The 19,493-nt window shown below is 62.8% G+C and carries 19 protein-coding genes and 1 pseudogene; 5 read left to right on the forward strand and 15 right to left on the reverse strand.

The genetic code is table 11. The features are described 5' to 3' along the window. Positions 1–249: pseudogene (locus J7E82_RS20620) on the forward strand (hypothetical protein); the annotation flags it as partial. 55 nt (positions 250–304) lie between these two features. On the opposite strand, the gene nrdF reads toward J7E82_RS20620, so the two are convergent. From nrdF to J7E82_RS08320, 5 genes are all read right to left on the reverse strand, one after another. After that, complete coding sequence (nrdF, locus tag J7E82_RS08300; RefSeq protein WP_214862151.1) at positions 305–1,279, reverse strand: class 1b ribonucleoside-diphosphate reductase subunit beta; 975 nt, start codon at positions 1,277–1,279, stop codon at positions 305–307. Between the two features lie 121 nt (positions 1,280–1,400). Next, positions 1,401–3,500 (reverse strand): class 1b ribonucleoside-diphosphate reductase subunit alpha, encoded by a 2,100-nt coding sequence (gene nrdE / locus J7E82_RS08305; RefSeq protein WP_214862260.1) that lies wholly within the window; start codon positions 3,498–3,500, stop codon positions 1,401–1,403. Between the two features lie 68 nt (positions 3,501–3,568). After that, entirely contained in the window at positions 3,569–4,039 is a 471-nt protein-coding gene (nrdI, locus tag J7E82_RS08310; RefSeq protein ID WP_214862152.1) for a class Ib ribonucleoside-diphosphate reductase assembly flavoprotein NrdI, read from the reverse strand. Between the two features lie 57 nt (positions 4,040–4,096). Beyond that, positions 4,097–4,342 (reverse strand): glutaredoxin-like protein NrdH, encoded by a 246-nt coding sequence (gene nrdH, locus J7E82_RS08315; protein ID WP_214862153.1) that lies wholly within the window; start codon positions 4,340–4,342, stop codon positions 4,097–4,099. Between the two features lie 480 nt (positions 4,343–4,822). Next, positions 4,823–5,335, reverse strand: coding sequence for an alpha/beta fold hydrolase (locus J7E82_RS08320; protein ID WP_214862154.1), 513 nt, complete (start codon positions 5,333–5,335; stop codon positions 4,823–4,825). Between the two features lie 334 nt (positions 5,336–5,669). Between J7E82_RS08320 and J7E82_RS08325 the strand changes: the two genes are divergently transcribed. Both J7E82_RS08325 and J7E82_RS08330 read left to right on the forward strand, forming a co-directional pair. Then, the gene (locus tag J7E82_RS08325) at positions 5,670–6,635 is read left to right on the forward strand and encodes a LysR family transcriptional regulator (protein ID WP_214862155.1); all 966 of its coding nucleotides are present in this window, start codon (positions 5,670–5,672) and stop codon (positions 6,633–6,635) included. A gap of 49 nt (positions 6,636–6,684) precedes the next feature. After that, the gene (locus J7E82_RS08330; protein ID WP_214862156.1) at positions 6,685–7,191 is read left to right on the forward strand and encodes a DUF2004 domain-containing protein; all 507 of its coding nucleotides are present in this window, start codon (positions 6,685–6,687) and stop codon (positions 7,189–7,191) included. 70 nt (positions 7,192–7,261) lie between these two features. Here the strand turns inward: J7E82_RS08330 and metE are convergent, their stop codons facing one another. From metE to J7E82_RS08370, 8 genes are all read right to left on the reverse strand, one after another. After that, positions 7,262–9,592 (reverse strand): 5-methyltetrahydropteroyltriglutamate--homocysteine S-methyltransferase, encoded by a 2,331-nt coding sequence (metE, locus tag J7E82_RS08335; RefSeq protein ID WP_214862157.1) that lies wholly within the window; start codon positions 9,590–9,592, stop codon positions 7,262–7,264. A gap of 59 nt (positions 9,593–9,651) precedes the next feature. Beyond that, positions 9,652–10,620: a methylenetetrahydrofolate reductase gene (locus J7E82_RS08340; protein ID WP_214862158.1), complete on the reverse strand. Its 969-nt coding sequence runs from the start codon at positions 10,618–10,620 to the stop codon at positions 9,652–9,654. Positions 10,621–10,973: 353 nt separating this feature from the next. Then, positions 10,974–11,723, reverse strand: a complete 750-nt coding sequence (locus tag J7E82_RS08345) for a hypothetical protein (protein ID WP_214862159.1) — start codon at positions 11,721–11,723, stop codon at positions 10,974–10,976. Further along, positions 11,720–12,820 carry a VWA domain-containing protein gene (locus J7E82_RS08350; RefSeq protein ID WP_214862160.1) on the reverse strand — a complete coding sequence of 367 codons (1,101 nt, stop codon included), beginning with the start codon at positions 12,818–12,820 and terminating at the stop codon, positions 11,720–11,722. The genes J7E82_RS08345 and J7E82_RS08350 overlap by 4 nt, the downstream gene beginning before the upstream one ends. Continuing rightward, positions 12,817–13,821, reverse strand: coding sequence for a VWA domain-containing protein (locus J7E82_RS08355; RefSeq protein WP_214862161.1), 1,005 nt, complete (start codon positions 13,819–13,821; stop codon positions 12,817–12,819). The genes J7E82_RS08350 and J7E82_RS08355 overlap by 4 nt, the downstream gene beginning before the upstream one ends. After that, positions 13,812–14,315, reverse strand: coding sequence for a hypothetical protein (locus J7E82_RS08360; RefSeq protein ID WP_214862162.1), 504 nt, complete (start codon positions 14,313–14,315; stop codon positions 13,812–13,814). Before J7E82_RS08360 ends, J7E82_RS08355 begins: the two co-directional genes overlap by 10 nt. Beyond that, the gene (locus J7E82_RS08365) at positions 14,305–15,222 is read right to left on the reverse strand and encodes a DUF58 domain-containing protein (protein WP_214862163.1); all 918 of its coding nucleotides are present in this window, start codon (positions 15,220–15,222) and stop codon (positions 14,305–14,307) included. The genes J7E82_RS08360 and J7E82_RS08365 overlap by 11 nt, the downstream gene beginning before the upstream one ends. A gap of 5 nt (positions 15,223–15,227) precedes the next feature. After that, a complete protein-coding gene (locus tag J7E82_RS08370) occupies positions 15,228–16,238 on the reverse strand; it encodes a MoxR family ATPase (RefSeq protein ID WP_214862164.1) in 1,011 nt (336 codons plus the stop codon). Between the two features lie 159 nt (positions 16,239–16,397). On the opposite strand from J7E82_RS08370, the gene J7E82_RS08375 reads away from it, so the two are divergent. Next, positions 16,398–16,601, forward strand: coding sequence for a hypothetical protein (locus J7E82_RS08375; protein WP_214862165.1), 204 nt, complete (start codon positions 16,398–16,400; stop codon positions 16,599–16,601). 60 nt (positions 16,602–16,661) lie between these two features. Beyond that, the gene (locus J7E82_RS08380; protein ID WP_214862166.1) at positions 16,662–17,726 is read left to right on the forward strand and encodes a metallophosphoesterase; all 1,065 of its coding nucleotides are present in this window, start codon (positions 16,662–16,664) and stop codon (positions 17,724–17,726) included. Positions 17,727–17,728: 2 nt separating this feature from the next. Here the strand turns inward: J7E82_RS08380 and J7E82_RS08385 are convergent, their stop codons facing one another. After that, positions 17,729–18,562, reverse strand: coding sequence for a carbohydrate ABC transporter permease (locus tag J7E82_RS08385; protein ID WP_214862167.1), 834 nt, complete (start codon positions 18,560–18,562; stop codon positions 17,729–17,731). Further along, complete coding sequence (locus tag J7E82_RS08390; protein ID WP_214862168.1) at positions 18,559–19,491, reverse strand: carbohydrate ABC transporter permease; 933 nt, start codon at positions 19,489–19,491, stop codon at positions 18,559–18,561. The genes J7E82_RS08385 and J7E82_RS08390 overlap by 4 nt, the downstream gene beginning before the upstream one ends. Between the last annotated feature and the right edge of the window lie 2 nt (positions 19,492–19,493).

The following is a 19,493-nucleotide window of genomic DNA, read 5'->3' on the forward strand; positions in this document are numbered from 1 at the left end:
GCAGGCCTCTGCGAAGCCTGCGACCACACCAAAGAGAACCCCGGCTGGACCACCAGACCAAGCCCCGGACCCCAACACACCATCGAATACCGCACACCCACAGGCCACACCTACCACTCCACCGCACCCCCACTGCCCGGAACCAGCATCAGGGAACGATCGGCGCCCATCGGGTTCCTAGCGATGGCCCTGGACCCTTGGCGCGGGAAAATCCGGCACCGTGCCAAGCTGGGAAACCCAGCCGCTTAACAGCGAGCCTGATAAGCCCTGCGGCGGTGGTGCGTGCATTCACTTGAAAGAACCCCTAGAACGCCCAGTCCTCATCCTCAGTATTGACGGCTTTGCCGATCACGTAGGAGGAACCCGATCCCGAGAAGAAGTCATGGTTCTCGTCGGCGTTCGGGGAAAGCGCAGAAAGGATCGCCGGGTTCACGTCCGTGACAGAGGCCGGGAACATTGCCTCGTAGCCCAGGTTCATGAGGGCCTTGTTGGCGTTGTAGTGCAGGAACTTCTTGACGTCCTCGGCCAGGCCGACGCCATCGTAGAGGTCGTGCGTGTACTGGACTTCGTTCTCATACAGCTCAAAGAGCAGCTCGAAGGTGTAGTCCTTGATCTCCTGCCGGCGGGCCTCAGAAACCTTCTCCAGGCCCTTCTGGAACTTATAGCCGATGTAATAGCCGTGCACGGCCTCGTCGCGGATGATGAGGCGAATCAGGTCGGCGGTGTTGGTGAGCTTGGCGCGCGAGGACCAGTACATGGGCAGGTAGAAGCCCGAGTAGAACAGGAAGCTCTCCAGCAGCGTAGAGGCTACCTTCCGCTTGAGGGGATCGTCGCCGTAGTAGTAGTCCATGACAATCTGGGCCTTCTTCTGCAGGTTCTCGTTCTCGAGGGACCAGCGGAAGGCATCGTCAATTTCCTTGGTCGAGCACAGCGTCGAGAAAATCGACGAGTAGCTCTTGGCATGCACCGACTCCATGAATGCGATGTTGGTGTACACAGCCTCCTCGTGCGGAGTCAGGGCATCCGGGATGAGGCTGACGGCACCAACCGTGCCTTGGATGGTGTCCAGCAGGGTCAGGCCCGTGAAGACGCGCATGGTCAACTGCTGTTCCTGAGGCGTCAGCGTGTGCCACGACTGGATGTCATTGGACAGCGGCACCTTCTCCGGCAGCCAGAAGTTGTTGACCAGGCGGTTCCAGACCTCCACGTCCTTTTCATCCTGGACGCGGTTCCAGTTGATCGCCTCGACGTGGCTGAGCAGCTTGACCTTCTCGGTCATTTCATCCCCTTAGCGTTTGGGTTCTTTAAGGTAAGCGTACGACGGCGGGCGCGCACCCGGCGTCGTACTGTTCAGTTTTTGTGGACGGCAGCGCCGCCCGAAGTTCAACCGAGTTGGGTTGTCACAGCATGCAGCTGACACAACCCTCTACCTCAGTCCCTTCCAGCGCGAGCTGGCGGAGGCGGATGTAGTAGAGCGTCTTGATGCCCTTGCGCCAGGCGTAGATCTGGGCCTTGTTGATGTCACGCGTGGTGGCCGTGTCCTTGAAGAACAACGTCAGGGACAGGCCCTGGTCCACGTGCTGCGTGGCGGCTGCGTAGGTGTCGATGATCTTCTCGTAACCGATTTCGTACGCGTCCTGGTAGTAATCCAGGTTGTCGTTGGTCAGGTACGGCGCCGGGTAGTAGACGCGGCCGATCTTGCCTTCCTTGCGGATCTCGATCTTGGATGCCACCGGGTGGATGGAGGACGTGGAGTTGTTGATGTAGCTGATGGAGCCAGTCGGCGGAACAGCCTGCAGGTTCTGGTTGTAGATACCGTGCTCTATGATGGAGGCCTTCAGCTCGCGCCAGTCATCCTGTGTGGGGATGTGCGTGCCGGCGAAGAGTTCACGGACTCGCCCGGTCTCAGGAGCCCATTCCTGCTCGGTGTACTTGTCGAAGAACTCGCCCGAGGCGTACTTGGACTTCTCGAAGCCGCCGAAGGCCTGGCCGGTCTCGATGGCCAGCTTGTTCGAGGCCCGCAGCGCGTGGAACAGCACGGTGTAGAAGTAGATGTTGGTGAAGTCCAGGCCCTCTTCCGAGCCATAGTGGACCCGCTCACGCGCCAGGTAGCCGTGCAGGTTCATCTGGCCAAGGCCGATGGCGTGGCTCTGGGCGTTGCCCTGTGCGATGGACGGGACCGAGTTGATGTAGGACATGTCCGACACCGCGCTGAGGGCGCGGATGGCGGTCTCGATCGAGGCGCCGAAGTCCGGGGAGTCCATGGTCTTGGCGATGTTCATCGAACCAAGGTTGCAGGAGATGTCCTTGCCCACGGTCTGGTAGCTGAGGTCGTCATTGTAGAGCGACGGCGTGGAGACCTGGAGGATTTCCGAGCACAGGTTGCTCATGGTGATCTTGCCATCGATCGGGTTGGCCCGGTTCACCGTGTCCTCGAACATGATGTACGGGTAGCCGGACTCGAACTGGATCTCGGCGAGGGTCTGGAAGAACTCGCGGGCGTTGATCTTGGTCTTCTTGATCCGGGAATCGTCCACCATCTCGTAGTACTTCTCGGTGATCGAGACGTCAGAGAACGGCATGCCGTAGACGCGTTCGACGTCGTACGGCGAGAAGAGGTACATGTCCTCGTTCTTCTTGGCGAGCTCGAACGTGATGTCAGGGATCACCACGCCAAGGGAGAGAGTCTTGATGCGGATCTTCTCGTCCGCGTTCTCCCGCTTGGTGTCCAGGAAGCGGTAGATGTCGGGGTGGTGCGCGTGCAGGTACACGGCGCCGGCACCCTGGCGGGCACCCAGCTGGTTGGCGTAGGAGAAGCTGTCTTCGAGGAGCTTCATGACGGGGATGACGCCGGAGGACTGGTTCTCGATCTGCTTGATTGGCGCACCGTGCTCACGGATGTTGGTCAAGGACAGGGCGACGCCGCCGCCGCGCTTGGACAGCTGCAGGGCGGAGTTGATGCCACGGGCGATCGACTCCATGTTGTCCTCGATGCGCAGGAGGAAGCAGGAGACCAGCTCGCCCCGCTGTGCCTTGCCGGCGTTGAGGAAGGTAGGCGTCGCAGGCTGGAAGCGGCCGTCGATAATCTCGTCTACCAGCCGGGTAGCCAGTTCCTCGTCGCCGCGGCCGAGGTGCAGGGCGACCATGCAGACACGGTCCTCGTAGCGCTCCAGGAAGCGCTTGCCGTCAAACGTCTTCAGCGTGTACGACGTGTAGAACTTGAAGGCGCCTAGGAAGGTTTCGAAGCGGAACTTCTTCTTGTAGGCGCGGTTGAACAAGTCACGGATGAAATTCATCGTGTACTGGTCCAGGGTTTCGCGCTCGTAGTACTGGTTCTTGACCAGGTAGTCCAGCTTCTCCTCGAGGTCATGGAAGAAGACGGTGTTGTTGTTCACGTGCTGCAGGAAGTACTGGTGGGCTGCTTCGCGGTCCGCTTCGAACTGGATTTCACCATTGGGGCCATACAGGTTCAGCATGGCGTTCAGTTCGTGATAGCCCAGGCCCTTGTAGGCCTCAGGGAGCGGCTTCTTGGCGTTGTCCGCCGAAGTGCCCTGCTGTGTGGTCCCGGTTACTTCTGTGTCTGCGACAGTCGTGTCCAAAACTTATCCAATCCTTGATTGACCCGAAGGACGTCTTCGGGCGTCCCCATGAGTTCGAAACGGTACAGGTGCGGGACTTGGCATTTGCTGGCGATGATGTCGCCGGCCATGCAGTAGTTGTCCGCGAAGTTGGTATTTCCGGCGCCGATGACGCCGCGGATCAGCTTCCTGTTCTGCGGGTTGTTGAGAAACTTGATGACCTGCTTGGGTACGGAGCCTTCGCCGCCGGTGCCGCCATAGGTAGGCACCACCAGCACGTAGGGTTCGGACGCCACGAGGGGCGGGTCCTTTGCATAGAGCGGAATACGCGCGGCATCCCGGCCAAGTTTCTCAACGAACCGCCGGGTGTTTTCAGATGATGAAGAAAAGTAGATGAGGTGACTCCTCGTGCTGGCAGCGTCTGCTGCAGCAGAAGCAGGAGCTGTTGCCAGCGCTGCCATGGGAGTCACCTCGCCTGCCTGGAAATTCTTTCGATGGTGGCGGAGGGCGGAAGCCGCCTAGGCCACGGAGGAAGCTGACGCCAAGGCCAGTTCCTCGATCTTGTCCGGACGGAAACCGGACCAGTGGTCCAGGTCGGTCACGACAACCGGTGCCTGCATGTAGCCCAGGGACTTCAGCCGCTCCAGTGCCTCGACGTCCTGGGAGATGTCAACACTCTGGTAGGCGATGCCCTTCTTGTCCAGCGCGCGGTAGGTGGCGTTGCACTGAACGCAGGCCGGCTTCGTGTAAACCGTAACGGTCATGGTCCCTGTCCCCTTAGTTGAAGTCGATGCTGTTCGTATCCGCAGGCTCGAACGGAACTGTTACCGACTCCGCTGCTGGGCCCGCCGACTGCCTTCGCAGCCGAGATGCTTTTGGACTGTGCTGGGTTCCCTCTGCCGGTTTCCCGCTCAATCTGCTGGTTTCCCGCTCAATCCGTAAGTTGATACTACATGTAGTGCAAGTGCCTCGGCGGAACCCCAAGATGATGTATTACAAGTATGTCATTTAATGCACCGTTAATCCACAAGACAGGTGCCTCAAAATGTCCGGAAATACGCCGATTCTGAAGACTTCGTCCACACCCTGTGGAGTACTTAGCCACATTTAAACCCGCGCGTGTCGTATGGGTGGACGGCGTGTCGTAACGCTTGAAACCCTGCGTGTTGGCCACCCGCAACTATAGAAAAGCCACGAAGAAGAGACGCAAAACACGTCCGGCTGACAGGGTTTAGCGGCGGAACTCACATCGAATGCTTGGCGTTCCAAGCCTCGAACAGCCGGGAGACCACGAAGTCCGCGGTCAACGCATGCCAGGACCGGAAGTTGCTGACCATACCGTGGCCGCCCGGCATACCCACCCAATCAGCAGCCACTCCCCTGCCCCGCGCCGCCAGCACCTGCCGGCGGGTCGACTCCGGATCCACCACCCGGTCACCCCGCCCATGGAGCACCAGGACGGACTGACCCGCACGCAGGTGGCGTGCCTCGTCGTCGGGCCACCAGGGAGCAAGCCCGACGACGACGGCGACTTCCGGACGCTGCGCCAGCACCGCCGCCACGCGGCCTCCCATGGAATGCCCGACGAGGGCAACCGGCACGGGGCCGACCTTGGCCTGTATTGCTTGAAGGGAATTTTCGACGTCGGCCACGGGACTGCGGGCTGCACCGTTCCATCCCCGAACCTCGTAGCTGACTCGAACCACAGCCACGCTGAAGCCGGAAGCATGTTCCCCATCCGAGGCCGATGCACGCATTCGAGAAGCGGCGTGCTGGATGGAAGGCACAAAAGCACCAAGTCTGACACGCCCTGGATCGGCCCGCCAGGGCTTCCGCAAGGAGACTTCAGGACCACCATGCAGGAGCACGGCCACGGCTGAAGGGGCGGCCCCGGAAGCGCCAAACACTCCTTCGCCCCCAAACCATCTTCCAGCCTTCATGGGATCAAGCTCCTCATGGAATCAAGCTACAGGGCCCGGGAAATGCAGGCCCAATTCTTCTTATGCATTTTTTCGCGATAGGCTGGTCAGCACTCAACATGGGCAATGAAAACCCCGGAATGGCAGCGCAGCCAAAGCAAAAGGATTCCTGATGGTCAACCTTCTACATCTCCGCACCCTGCTTGAAGTGACCCGGCTGGGTTCCTTCGCAGCAGCGGCCGCGAGGCTCGGCTACACGGCGTCGGCGGTCTCGCAGCAGATGTCGGCATTGGAGAGGGACACCGGCGTCGAACTGTTCCACCGCTCGGCCCGAAGCGTCGTCCCCACGGAGGCAGCCCTGACCATGACGCGGCACGCCTCAAAGGTGCTCACCGACGTCGAGGCACTTATGGCGTCAGCGTCCCGCACCCACGACTCCGCCGCGCAGGAACTCCGACTGGGGATCTTCCCGAGCCTGGCAACCTACGTCCTCCCCGCGATCCTGGGCAATCCCCGCTGGAAGGACCTCGGCATCGACCTTCGCGTGTCAGTGGCTGAACCTGCCCAGACGATCCAAGGGCTGCGGACCGGGGGCGAACTGGATCTCGCCCTGGTCTACCAAGTGGGTCAGTCAGGGCTTGCCTGGCCGCATTCCCTGGAGCGGCAATGGATCGGTGACGACAATTTCCGGGTGGTGCTCCCTTCGGTCTGGGGCATCCGGGAAGACGCGGAGGTGGCCGCCGCGCATCTGTCGGACATGCCGTGGATCATCCATCATCCCGGAACCAGCGACGCCATGGTGATCGAGCGCCTCTTTGCCAGCTGCAACCTGCACCCCCGGGTGGTGGCCTATAGCGATGACTTCCATGCGAGCCTCGAAATGACTGCGGCGGGCCTGGGCGCCTCGCTGGTTCCGGAGCTGGCCCTGGTCCACCGGCCTGCCGGCGTCGTGGTACTCGACGTCCCGGACATCAGGCTCGCCCGAAACGTGTTCGCACTGCTCATCAACGAAAAGCGCACCGCGCAGGTGCAGCTGTTCACGGAACTGCTCGCAGACACGCTGCATTCGACCAATGGGAATGCCCGGCCAACGCCGCAGTCGGCAATCCGGCGGGCGCAGACGGGTAGGCGGAAGTGAATTTCCCGGGATGCTGGAATGCACTGGTACTTGGGACTATCTTGAAGACATGAGCAAGGTAGCGAGCCAGCACTTCGGCGAAATAGAGCTAAATCACGGCCGCGAGCACTGTTATGTGGCCTCGCACGAACTCGCCGGAAACCAGCTCGAGCTCGACCTGAACGTCGCCCCGCATGACCACTTCGACGAAGCCGCACTGCACAAGGTGGACTACAGGCTGCGCTACCTTCCGGAGCTTGTGGACCAGGTACGGGACATGATCGCGGAGGAGCTGGACCAGGAAGGCACCAACCCGCAGCAGTACCTGCACTTCCATTCGAACCAGCTCAAGGACGACCAGCTCAAGGCGGTCTTCGGCGTCGAGGACAAGGCGCAGCTCACCAAGGATGTGTTCCTGAAGGCCCTGAAGCTGGGGCATGTTGCCATCTACCCGGGCCAACCCGAACGCTACTTCGTCCTGGACTTCACTCTCGGCTCGCACTTCACCGATGAGCTCCTGGTCGCCGCAGCGGACGAGGACGGCGTGGTCGACGACGAGATTCTCTGGGAGTCCTGACACAACTTAAACCACGACGACGGTCGGTCACCTTGCAAGGTGACCGACCGTCGTCGTGGTTAAGGAATTGCTACTTGGCAGCTTCCAGCAGGTTGGCGCGAACCGTCTTGGTGGCCTTGACCAGGTTGCGCAGCGACTCTTCCGTCTCGGTGTAGCCGCGGGTCTTCAGACCGCAGTCCGGGTTGACCCAGAGCTGGCGGGACGGCACGTGCTTGACGGCAGTGGAGAGCAGCTCCGTGACCTCGGCCTCGCCCGGCACGCGCGGCGAGTGGATGTCGTAGACACCCGGGCCAACGCCGCGGCCAAAGCCGTGGGACTCCAGGTCGTGGACGACCTCCATGCGGGAGCGGGCTGCTTCGATGGAGGTGACGTCGGCGTCGAGGCCATCGATGGCGTCGATGATCACGCCGAACTCCGAGTAGCAGAGGTGGGTGTGGATCTGCGTCGCGTCAGCCGCACCGGCGGTGGACAGGCGGAAGGAATCCACTGACCACTTCAGGTAATCGGCGTGGTCGGCCTTGCGCAGGGGCAGGAGCTCGCGGAGGGCAGGCTCGTCCACCTGGATGACCTTGATGCCGGCGGCTTCGAGATCGGCGATCTCGTCGCGCAGGGCCAGGCCAACCTGATTGGCGGTCTCGCCCAGCGGCTGGTCGTCGCGGACGAAGGACCAGGCCAGGATGGTGACCGGACCGGTCAGCATGCCCTTCATCGGCTTATTGGTCAGTGACTGGGCGTACTCAGCCCAGGCAACTGTGATCGGAGCCGAACGCGTCACGTCACCCCAGAGGATGGAGGGACGGGTGCAGCGGGAGCCGTAAGACTGGACCCAGCCGTGGACCGTGACGTCGAAGCCTTCGAGGTTCTCCGCGAAGTACTGGACCATGTCGTTGCGCTCAGGCTCGCCGTGTACCAGGACGTCGTAGCCAAGCTCTTCCTGCAGGTCAACAACGCGCTTGATCTCGTCCTTCATGAGCTGCTCGTACTGCTCGTTGCTCAGCTCGCCCTTGGTGTTGCGGGCACGTGCGGACCGGATTTCGGAGGTCTGCGGGAAGGAACCGATGGTGGTGGTAGGCAGCGGCGGCAGGTGCAGCGCCTCTTCCTGGGCGGCTTCACGGACCGAGTACTCCGAACGGCTGAAGTCGGCGGCCGTCAGGGCAGCAGTGCGAGCACGTACGTCGGCACGGCGCACGCCTTCGGCTGCGGCACGGGAAGCGATAATGCGGGTCGCTTCATCGATGGCCGGCTGGACGGCGGCGGCGTCGGTCAGGAGGCCGGCGAGGGTCTTGACCTCAACAGCCTTCTGGTCGGAGAACGCCAGCCAGCTGCGGAGCTCTGCGGAGAGCAGAGTCTCTTCTTCGACGTCGTGCGGCACGTGCTGGGTGGACGTGGACGTGGAGACGGCAACGCTGGCAACCGACTTCCGCAGTTCGGCGAGCTTGCCGGCTGAAGCCGCGAGGTCGTTCCGCCAGATGTTGTGGCCGTCAACAAGGCCGGCAACGAGGGTCTTGTCACCCAGCAGCGCGAGGTCTGCGGCAGCCGGAACGGCACCCTTGAAGACGTCGATGTGCAGGGCGTCAATGTTGGTCTTGGCAATGGCGGCGAACTGACCGTCCAGCGAACCGTACGGGGTGGAAACGAGGATCTGCGGGCGCTTGGCCGCGGCGGTGAGCACCTCGTAGGCACGGGCAACGGCGGCGTCGAGCTCGGCTGCGGGGATTTCCTGGTCGACGACGAGGGCCGGCTCGTCCAGCTGGACCCAACTCGCGCCCGCTGCGGCGAGCTTCTCAAGGAGCTGGACGTAAACGGGCAGGACGTCCTCAAGGCGGGACAGCGGCGAGAAGCCGGCCGGGGCGTCGTCGGAAGCCTTGGACAGCAGCAGGTAGGTGACCGGGCCAACAATGTACGGGCGGGTCTCGATGCCGTTGGCCAGGGCGAATTCGAACTCCTCGACCTTGCGGGTGGAGGTGAGCTTGAACTCGGTTTCCGGACCGATCTCGGGAACGAGGTAGTGGTAGTTCGTGTCGAACCACTTGGTCATTTCAAGCGGCTGCTGCACCTTGTTGCCGCGGGCCAGCGTGAAGTAGCCGTCGATGTCCAGCTCGCCGTCGGCGTTCAGCAGGTTGCCGAAGCGGGCGGGAACTGCGCCGAGGTGGGCGGAAGCGTCCAGGACCTGGTCATAGAAGGAGAAGGTTCCGGGGACGGCGCCGGCCTCGGTCAGGCCCAGCTCCTGCAGGCGCTTGGCGATGGTCAGCTGGATGTCCTTGGCTGCGGCGTCAAGGGCGGCGGCGTCGATCTTGCCGGCCCAGTAGGCCTCTACGGCCTTCTTCAGCTCGCGACGGCGGCCGATGCGGGGGTAGCCGAGAAGGGACGCGGCGGGGAACGGGGTCTGCTGTTCAGTCATGTGTATTCCTTGCTGGCGGTGAACGGAAGTTATTTTGAAATTGTCCTGGGAGGCCTGCGTCAGCTGGCCATTTCCTGGCGCCGGGCGACGGCGTGGAGACGGCTGCCGGGCCGGGCCGGACGAGGCAGGGCGAGCTTGTCCAGCACGTCGAGGGCGTGGGCGTGCTCATTGAAGGTGTACAAGTGGATTCCCGGCGCCCCTGCGTCAAGGGCTGCGTTGGCCAGGTCAACGGTTGCCCTGACCCCAATGCCACGCGCCTCGGCTTCCGTATTAGATGCCGCCAGCCGCTCCATGAGCTCCGGAGCAGGCTCGACGCCGGCGAGTTCGCTGAGCCGCTTGACGCGCCGCAGGCTCGTGAGCGGCATGACGCCCGGGATGATGGGGATGGTCACGCCGGCACGCCGTGCACGGGAGACAAGGTCGGCGTACTGGTGGGCGTGGAAGAACACCTGGGTGATGGCGAAGTCGGCACCGGAGCGCTGCTTGGCCAGGAGGACCTCGACGTCGTGCCCTTCACTGGGCGACTCGGGGTGCCTGGTGGGATAGGCGGCAACACCAACGGCGATCTTCCCGGCGCACAGCAGTGCCGACCGGCGCTGCTCCACGCGGCGAATGAGCTCGATAAGGTCCTGGGCATACCGCAACGATCCGCTGGCGGGCAGGGTGCCGTCCTTGGGGAGGTCGCCGCGAAGGGCCAGGATGCCGCGGACGCCGTGGTCCAGGAGCTCGCCGATGATCTCAGCCAGTTCCCCGGCAGTGTTGCCGACGCAGGTCAGGTGGGCGAGCGGGCGAAGCGTGGTTTCCAGCAGGAGCCGGTTGATGAGTTCGACGGCGGTGTCCCGGTTTGAGCCGCTGGCACCGTAGGTCACGGAAACATAGTCCGGCTCGGTTGCTTCCAGTTCCCGGATGGTGGTCCAGAGCGTCTCAGCCGCAGCCGGAGAACGGGGCGGGAAGAGTTCATAGGAAAGGGCAACCGGGGCGATCCCGGAAAGATTAGAGTGTGCGTCAATAAGGCTTGGTGGTGACATTTGCGTCCTTGGCTATGGGTCATCGGCACAGCAACCGGATCCTGGGAACCGATCGGCTAATATGCCGGTGAATTGAGTTTGGGATACACGAAAAAACTCCAGCAGGGCGCAGCCGCGACTGTTACGCCTGGAATGAAGTTGTCCGTGTGCAAATGTCAGGCCCACATGGGGGCACCCACACCCTCCTGGATGCCTTGAGGGCTGTCCGTACGGAGGATCGCTGACACGTTACCGCGGTAACTTGTCTATGACTCTAGGACCGGGCTTGTTGGGGGCACAACTTCGCGTCCGAATTAAGACGCAGTTTTACGCTCGGCTGGACGCTCCCGGTGAATTTTCTTCGCTCGAAGCAGCTACCAGGGCTTTTCCACCAGAGGATCCGAATCCGCACCGTCCAGATACTCGTCCAAGTGCCCGCCGTCGGTTCGGTCCTGCTGTGCCTTACGGGCGCTGTCCTGGAGCTGCTGCAGTTGGTTCGTGGTGGCCGGTTTTTCCTCCACCTCATCTTGCGGTGCCGGTTCCTCCGGCTGCCCGTTGTCGCCGGCTTCAGCATTCTCTCCGGCTTCAGCCTGGCGAAGCTTTTCGGCAAGCCGGACGGAGGCAGCCGCAAGGGCCTGTCCTTCGCCGTCGGCATTGCCGGCATGACCAGCCTGGAAGCACCCGCCAGCTGACCCCGCGATCACAGCTTCCGCCTCCCGGAACAATCCTGACGCAGCCGCAAACTCACCGGCCGAGGCATTCCCGTCTCCAAGTTTTTCGATTGTGAGCGCCAAGTTGACCCTGACCTTGCACGAATCATCCTCCGGCGACCGGGACAACGCTGTTTCAAAGGCCGGCCGGGCGTTTCGGAAGTCTCCGGCAACAACGAAGGCGTCGCCAGCGGCGAACAGCGCCTTGTGGGGTTCCACCAAGTTGGCGACGGCGAGCCATGATGTGGCCTTAGACAATGCTGCGGCGTCGGATCGCTGGAATGCATCCAAGGCCTGGTCGGCCAGTGGCGTCACAGAGATGAGCTTTGCAGCACAGAGAAGGCACGCGAGCACCGGGACGGCGCACCATAGCAGTAGGCCGCCACTGAAGCGCGGCTTGAATTTGATCCTCATCGTGACCCCCGATGTGCCGCTGATTCCTGCGATGCCGTTGATTCCCGCGGTGCCGTTGATTCCCGCGCTGCCGGCGATCGTTGGAGGGCAGCTGAATTCCGTAGTGCAGTTGCATGCTTGAGGGGCTCGCCCAGCAGGAGCGAGAACGCGCCAAGGGCAAACAGCCAGTAGAGCTCCAGGCGCACTGCCCCACCCGCGTCGCCCAGGTCCCTGGTACTGAACTGCCTGGTATTAAACGCCGCGGCCTTGGCTTCCTGGGACATTACGCCCGTGGGGTCATCAGCCTGGCGGTGCAGGTACGGTACTTGCAGCTCCCCTGCAATATCCCGGAGCCTGTCTTCGTCGATCCGGGACACAGCTTCCGTCGAGCCGTCCGACGCCGGGTCCTTGAGGTAGCTTCCCTCCTCCCCTGATTCCCCTGCAGCCGGTGCCTTCATCCGGCCCCCTTCGCTGGTTCCGTAGCCCAGCACTGCACCACCATCGATGAGTCCCGGATCCGTCCCCATCGGCGCCCCCCGATCGGGGCTGGTGTTCTCGCCGTCGCCGAAGTAGAAGACAAGCGCCGGCCGTCCGGGATGTTCCGCCCTGGCTGCCTCCAGCCGTTCCTTGAGGAGCTCCCCCGCCGCCGTGACGCTGCTGCCACGCGAATATTCAATAGGCTGTGGCGCCAGCACGTCGACGGCCGTTGCCAGTGCGGAGGCGTCCTGGCTCAGCGGCATGCGCACCCTTGCAGAGTCATCAAACGTCAGGAGCGCAAACTTCGCCCCGGCAAACTCCTGGCCCAAGGTGGCGATGTCCTTGCGGACGCCCTCAAGCCGTATCCTGCCGCCGTCGTAATCCTCCGCGGCCATGCTTGCCGACGTATCCACTACAAGGAACACATCAAGGTCCGCGACGACGGCACGGGACTCTCCAGCCGGCCACCCCGGCCGCAGGGCGGCAAGCAGCAGCAACAGCATGGCTGATCCCCGCAGTATCCACCCGCGCCTGCCGTACTTCCCGACACGGTTCGCGCGGATCCTCCACACGGTGAAGCCGACGACGATGGCCGCAAGGACGGCCAGGGCCCACAAGGGAAAAACCGGCAGAACGGTCATGGTTCGAGCTTCCAGGCTGCGATCAGCAGGGAGGCACCGGCAAGCAGGCCGACGGCCAGGGGAACTGCAGGGCTGTCCGTGACGACTGCCTCGGGCGCCGCCCGATAGCTTAGGGCCTCGGTGGCCTGCACCTTCGCCACAATGTCGCTAACAGAGTCCGGACTATCCGGAGTGGCATAGACTCCCCCGGTGCCCTCCGCCACGGCTTTCAATCGCGCCCCCGGCTGATCGGAGGCATCCCCCGAGTCGAAGTCCCCCGGATTCAGGGCGTGCACGTGGACGCCCCTGGTCGTGGCCAGTTCGCCGGCCTCCTCCAAGGTGAAGATCGGAGTGCCGGACAGGAAGTTGTCGGTAGCAAGGATGACGGAGCGCGAGCGCTCAGGCCCGGTTTCCGCACCCGTGTCGTCGCCGGCCGGAAAGCTCTGGACGCAGGTGGCCAGCCCGTCACCGATCAACGACGATCCCGCACCGCTCCACGTCCCGTCAAAGAACCCGGAGGTGCCCTCCTTGCCGTCGAAGGCGTCCCGCGCTGCCTGCAACTGGGTGGAGATGTACGCGTAGTCGTCGGTGAGGGGGAACAGTTGGACGGCACGGCTGTCGAAGATCACCATGCCTATGCGCTCGCCGTCGAACTCTTTGGCAAGGTCTGCGAAGACTTCCACCAGCGCCGAGTCGGTACTGCCCATCGAGCCGGAGACGTCAAGGCAGAGCACGATGTCCCGATTCCTGGTCTCCGGCTGCACCACATCGCTTTGGACCGGCCTTGCCGCCGCCACAACGGCGGCGGCCAGCAGCACCCCGGCCGAGACGGCGGCAATCCAGAGCCAGCGGCGATGGCTGCGGAGCGCCCGCCGGTATTCGGGCAGGGCGGCAAGCCGCTCCCTGTGGGCGATGTAGCGCCGTTGTGGCTGCTTCCCGCGGCCGCGACGTAACAGGATAAGAGTTGCCACGATACCCACGGCCGTGGCCAGGGGAAGCATCCACCACAAGGTCAGCTCCATTCCGCTACCGCCTTCCGGGCCGTCCGAACAGAGTCGCGTACTGCGGCCCCTGTTCCCTGGCTGAAGGCGGCGGGGTAGATGCACGCCACGGCTTCGGCCAACTCCGTTAGTCCCGCTGCCTCCAGTTCCTGCAGCGTCATGCGGGTTGCGTCCGTGCCGGTGGCATCCCGGGCGAAACTGCGAACCAGCAGGCTCAGCTCCTGATGGGCGGCGCGGGCCGGGATCCTGCCGGCTGCGGCGTTGGCAGCTACGGCGTCGATCCGGAAGAGGTACCGGCGTCGCAGTTCTGCGGAGTCCAGCGAGGCCCCCAGGGGAACGTCCGACGGCGGCGCGACCAGTTGGGCCTGGCGTGCCTTCGGCCCGGTGTTCCGCATGCGGGTCGGTCGTAGGACCCGCACCAGCCAGAACGCGACGAGCAGGACCAGGATGACCCCGACGAGGAACCAGGCCGGGCTGTACGGGAGGGGCGCGTAGAAGCCCACACTATCCTGCATGGGCCCGGCCGGTCATGCGGTGCAGTTCCAGCAACCGGAACAGCGCGGGTACCACGTCATCCCCGCCGGTTACCCCCTCGGTGACGCCAAGCCTGCGGTAGAACTCCCGCCGGACGCCTTCGCGCTCCTTCATTGCTTCGGCGTAGGCACGCCTCACCGAAGGCCTTGCGGCAGGGGCATCCGGAAGGTAGGTGCCGTCGGAAATATCGACAGTTTTGAAACCGCGGGGACAGGGAGCCAGCTCAGCGTGAGCCTCAACGGCGAGCGCAGCATCACGGACAGTGAGCCAGAGGATTTCGTGCCTGGCCTGGAGTCGTCGCAGGAGTGATTCCGTTTCGGCGTCCGGAAGGAACTCGTCGGCGACCACGAACACCAGCATCCTTTGCCTGAAGTTCCGCAGGGTGAATCGAAGCTGGCAGGACAGGTCGCTGCGTGGTGATTCACGGCCGGCGGAGTCATGAATGGCGCCGAGAAGGCGTTCCAGATGCTCCTCCCCTGTGCGCGGGGGAAAGTAGCGGGTTTTCTCGGCGTCGCCGTGAACCAGCGCGACGTCGTCGCCGTGCCGCAGCGCGAGGAAACCGATCAGCCCCAGGGCGTCCAGCGCTACCTCGCGCTTTGCGTTGCCGTCTTTTGATGCCGCTGCCATGTTCCGACCGGTGTCCGCCACCAGCAGCACCGTCTGCCGCCGAACGGAAATGTAACGCCTGATTAGTGGCGAACCATGGCGTGCGGTGGCCTTCCAGTCGATGTCCCGAACGTCGTCACCGGGAACGTAGGGTCGCAGTTCATCAAAGTCCAGGCCACGCCCCTTGAATACGGAACCATATTCGCCGTCGAGCATTCCCAGGGTCCGGCGGCGGGCAGCGATGAAGAGCCTGGACTTTACTTTCTTAAGGAGGCTTGGCACGTCAGTCAGGGAGTCTGGACCGAAGCGAGTACGGCGTCGATGATGGTCTCCACCCGGACGTCTTCTACGACGGCGTCGAGGCCGAGCACGATCCTGTGGCGCAGGACCCTGTGGGCAAGGTTCTTGATGTCCTCAGGTATGACGTGGTCCCGTCCCTTCAGAAGAGCCAGGGCACGGGCCGCCTGGCTGAAGGCAATGCTGGCGCGGGGGCTAGCGCCGAATTCTACGACGGCGGCGAGTCGGGGATCCAGGTGCTGCCCCGCGTTCCGGGTGACGAAGGAGAGCCCGACAATGTAGCGAACGATCGCCGGGTCCAGGTAGATGCCCCTGACCACTTCCTTGACTTCCCCGAGGGCGTCCATTGAGGTCGCCGGCGGCGGAACACTCCCTGGGTCAAGGATGCCGGCGTCCATCCTGCGCACGATCTCCGCTTCCTCCGTCGGCCCGGGGTAGCCCAGGACGTCCTTGAGCATGAAGCGGTCCAGCTGGGCCTCGGGGAGCCGGTAGGTTCCTTCCTGCTCTATTGGGTTCTGGGTGGCCAGGACCAGGAATGGATCGGGAAGGCGATGGGACTCTCCGCCAATTGACGTTTGCCGCTCCTGCATGGCCTCCAGCATGGCGCTCTGGGTCTTGGCACTGGAACGGTTAATCTCATCGAGCAGCACGATGTTGGCATGTACTGGGCCCAACCGGGTGACGAAGATGCCTTTTGAGGCATCGTAGATCTGGGTGCCGGTGATATCGCTGGGTAGAAGGTCTGGAGTGCACTGAATGCGCCTGAATTCACCGCCTACGGCCTGGGCAAGCGTTTGTGCCGCAGTGGTTTTGGCCAGTCCAGAGACGCTTTCGAGAAGGACGTGCCCACCGGTCAGCAGGCCGATCAGGAGGGTTTCCCGGAGGCGATCCTGCCCCACCACCTTGGCTTCGAAGCTGCGGGAGATCCCCGCCACAAGCTGCTGAGCCCGGGAAAAGCTGCCTGCATCGATAGTGGCCGTCGCGGTGTTCTGAAGCGTCATCGTTCCCCTGGGTTGGCAGTTGGCTTAAGCAGGTCCTCCAGGCGGCCGCAGTTGATCCGCCGTCCGCCCAAACACCGGCCCTCATATCCAAACGGCGCTGAACGAATAGCGCAATGGGCACCCCTCCCCATGCTGGTTCGGCAGGTCTATTCTTTAGCCATGAGCCAGCTTCCAGCCAGTTACCAGGACTATCTTGAGGGCAAAAGCGTTGCCTTCATCGAAACCGTTCGGCCGGTCCTTCTCCAGTCCGCCGCTGACCAACAACACGGCGTCAGGGTAATTTACAATCCCGGCTCCACCGGGCATCAGGCACACCTGGACGAGAGCGTTCCTTACGGCACCATCGTCGAAGACATCGACTGACACCACTGATCGCAACGGTCGCGTCAGGGGTCCGCTGCTGGCAAGCACTGGAGAAGCTCCATGACTAAAAGGAGATCCCTGGCAGTGGCCGCCGCAGCCTTGGTAGTCTGCGGAGTCTTGGCGCTCGCGTCCCTGGCGTCCAGTTCCATGCTTCCGCAGGAGACGTCGTCACCTCCGCCCTGGGGAGCGATACCCTCAGTACCCGGCGAGCTTCACGTCACTGCCGCCGGAGACTACTCAGCGAACGATGCCGCGTCGGCTGTCCTGTCCGGTGTCGGCGCTCTCAAGCCCGATCTGCATCTGGCGCTCGGCGACCTTTCCTACGGTTCCAAAGACGGTGAAACTGCATGGTGTAACTTCGTGACCGCGCGGGTTGGCATGGGATTTCCCTTTCAGCTCATTGCCGGAAACCACGAAAGCAATGGGCAAAACGGCCACATAGACAACTTCGCCCTCTGCCTGCCAAACCTCCTGGCCGGGGCGGTGGGGACCTACGCCAAGGAGTACTACGTCGATGTCCCGGCCGAAAAGCCTATTGCCCGCTTCGTGCTGATATCCCCGGGAATCCCCTTCTCCAACGGCCCTTGGGACTACTCCGAAGGAAGCGAGAGGTACAACTGGACTTCGGCGGCCATCGACGGCGCGCGGGCAGCGTCAATACCGTGGGTTGTGGTCGGTATGCACACGCCGTGCATCTCCATGGGCCGCTACCCATGTCAGGCTGGGAGCGCGATAACGAATCTCCTTGTGGACAAGAAGGTGGACCTCGTCCTCAACGGTCACGAACACCTGTATCAACGGACCAAGCAGTTGGCCACAGACTCGCAATGTCCGGAAATCCGGCCGAATAGCTACAACCCTGAGTGCGTCCAGGACAGTGATGAGCAGCTCACGAAAGGGGCAGGCACTGTCTTCTCCACTGTCGGAACCGGTGGGACGCCCTTGCGGGATGTTAATCGCATGGACCCTGAGGCAGGCTACTTCGCAGCCTTCTCAGGGAGGAACTCCAGCCCAAGCCATGGCTTGCTCAAGCTACGGCTCACCACCAGTAGGCTGGATGCGGAGTTCCTTGCGACAGATGGTGCTTTCATGGACAAGTTCAGCATTGGGGCTCCTGCACAGTAGCGCTAGCCCTTCATTGCGCCCGACAGGGCGAACGAATCGCCAGAGCCCCTGGACACCAGGGCATACAGCACCAGCACCGGAATTGAATAGAGGATGGAGAAAGCGGCCAGCTGTCCGTAGGCCACCGCGCCGTGCTGTCCGAAGAACCCGAAAATGGAAACGGCCGCGGGCTGCTTCGACGCCGACAGCAGCAGGATGAACGGGATAAAGAAGTTTCCCCAGGCCTGAATGAAGACGAAGATAAAGACCACTCCCAGCCCCTGGCGCATCAGGGGCAGCACCACTGTGCGCAGGCCCATCATTCCGGAGGCCCCATCCACCCAGGCTGCCTCCTCGAGTTCAAGCGGGATGGAATCGATGAAGTTCCTGGTCATCCAGATCGCCATGGGAAGTGTGGTGGTGGCCATGAAGAAGATGGTTGCAGCCATGGAATCCAGCAGGTGGAGCTGGACGAACAATCCATAGACCGGCACCATGATGGCCGTGATAGGCAGGGACGTCGCAAAGAGGACAGCGTAGAGGTACGGCTTGTTGAACCTTGATTGAAACCGGGAAAGCGGATAGGCGGCCAGCACCGCAACGACCAGGTTCACGCACGCCGTCCCCGCCGAGAGCAGGAAGCTGTTGGCCAGCGGCCGGAAGAGGAGGTCCGGCGTGAGGATCGAGGTGAAATTGGCGAACGACGGCGATGCCGGCCAGTTGATCTCGTGGCCTGCCTCGGTGTCCACGGCCGCAAGGACAAGCCACAACAGGGGCAGCACAAAACACAGGGCCACGACTGCGAGGGCGGCGTCGGCGGCGAGCCGTGTCCGCCGTCGTATTCCCTTCGGGTTCATGGCCGTTCCTGCCGAAGCAGCCGGACGTAGGCTATGCCGAAGACTGAGCCGATGACGATGATCACCGATGCGACGGCCGTCCCGTAGCCGATGTCACCAAATTTGAACGCCTCCTGGTAGGCAAGTACCGGGAGTGTGGTGCTGGCATTGGCTGGCCCACCGGCCGTCATGATCCAGATCAGCGTGAAGACTGCCAGTGTCTGGAGGGTGATGAGCATCAGGTTGGTGGCGATACTGCTGCGAATGACCGGAAGGGTTATGAACGCCAGCCGTTGCCAGGAGCCGGCACCATCCATCAGGGCGGCCTCGGAAATGTCCCGCGGTACTGCCGCCAGCGCGGCCCGATACACAAGCATCGAGAACGCCGTCCCCCGCCAGAGATTGGCGAGGATGATCGCCGTCATGGGGAAGGAATACAACCAGTCCGTCCCCTCAAGGCCGATAGCCGCGAGCAGCTGGTTCAGCGTTCCGTCCCTGTTGAAGTATGCGTAGGCAGCGAAGGCAGCCACAATTTCCGGAAGGATCCAGGCAGACACTACCGCTATGCCGGCCACGGCTGAGATCGCCCGGCCTGCTCGGCTCATCAGCAATGCCAGCCCGAGCCCCAGGATGTTCTGGCCCACGACTGCGGACGCCGCCACAAAGACGACTGTGAGCCAGACCGATGCGGGGAAGGAGGGGTCGCCGATCATCCGGGCATAGTTGTCCAGGCCCACCCATACGGGATTACGCGCGGACTTTCCGGACAGGGAAACGTCCGTGAAGGAGGACACGAAGGACCAGACGACGGGAGCAAGCAGGAACAGCACCAGGAGCACCACCGACGGTACAACGGGAAGGAAACGTGTGCTCCTCTTCAGCGAACTAACGTTGCTCAGAGACCCAATGTTCCTCAGCGATGCAAAGTTCCGGATTTTAGGGGCGGACATGA

The organism is Arthrobacter sp. ISL-30, from assembly GCF_018613855.1.
Taxonomy (GTDB): domain Bacteria; phylum Actinomycetota; class Actinomycetes; order Actinomycetales; family Micrococcaceae; genus Arthrobacter.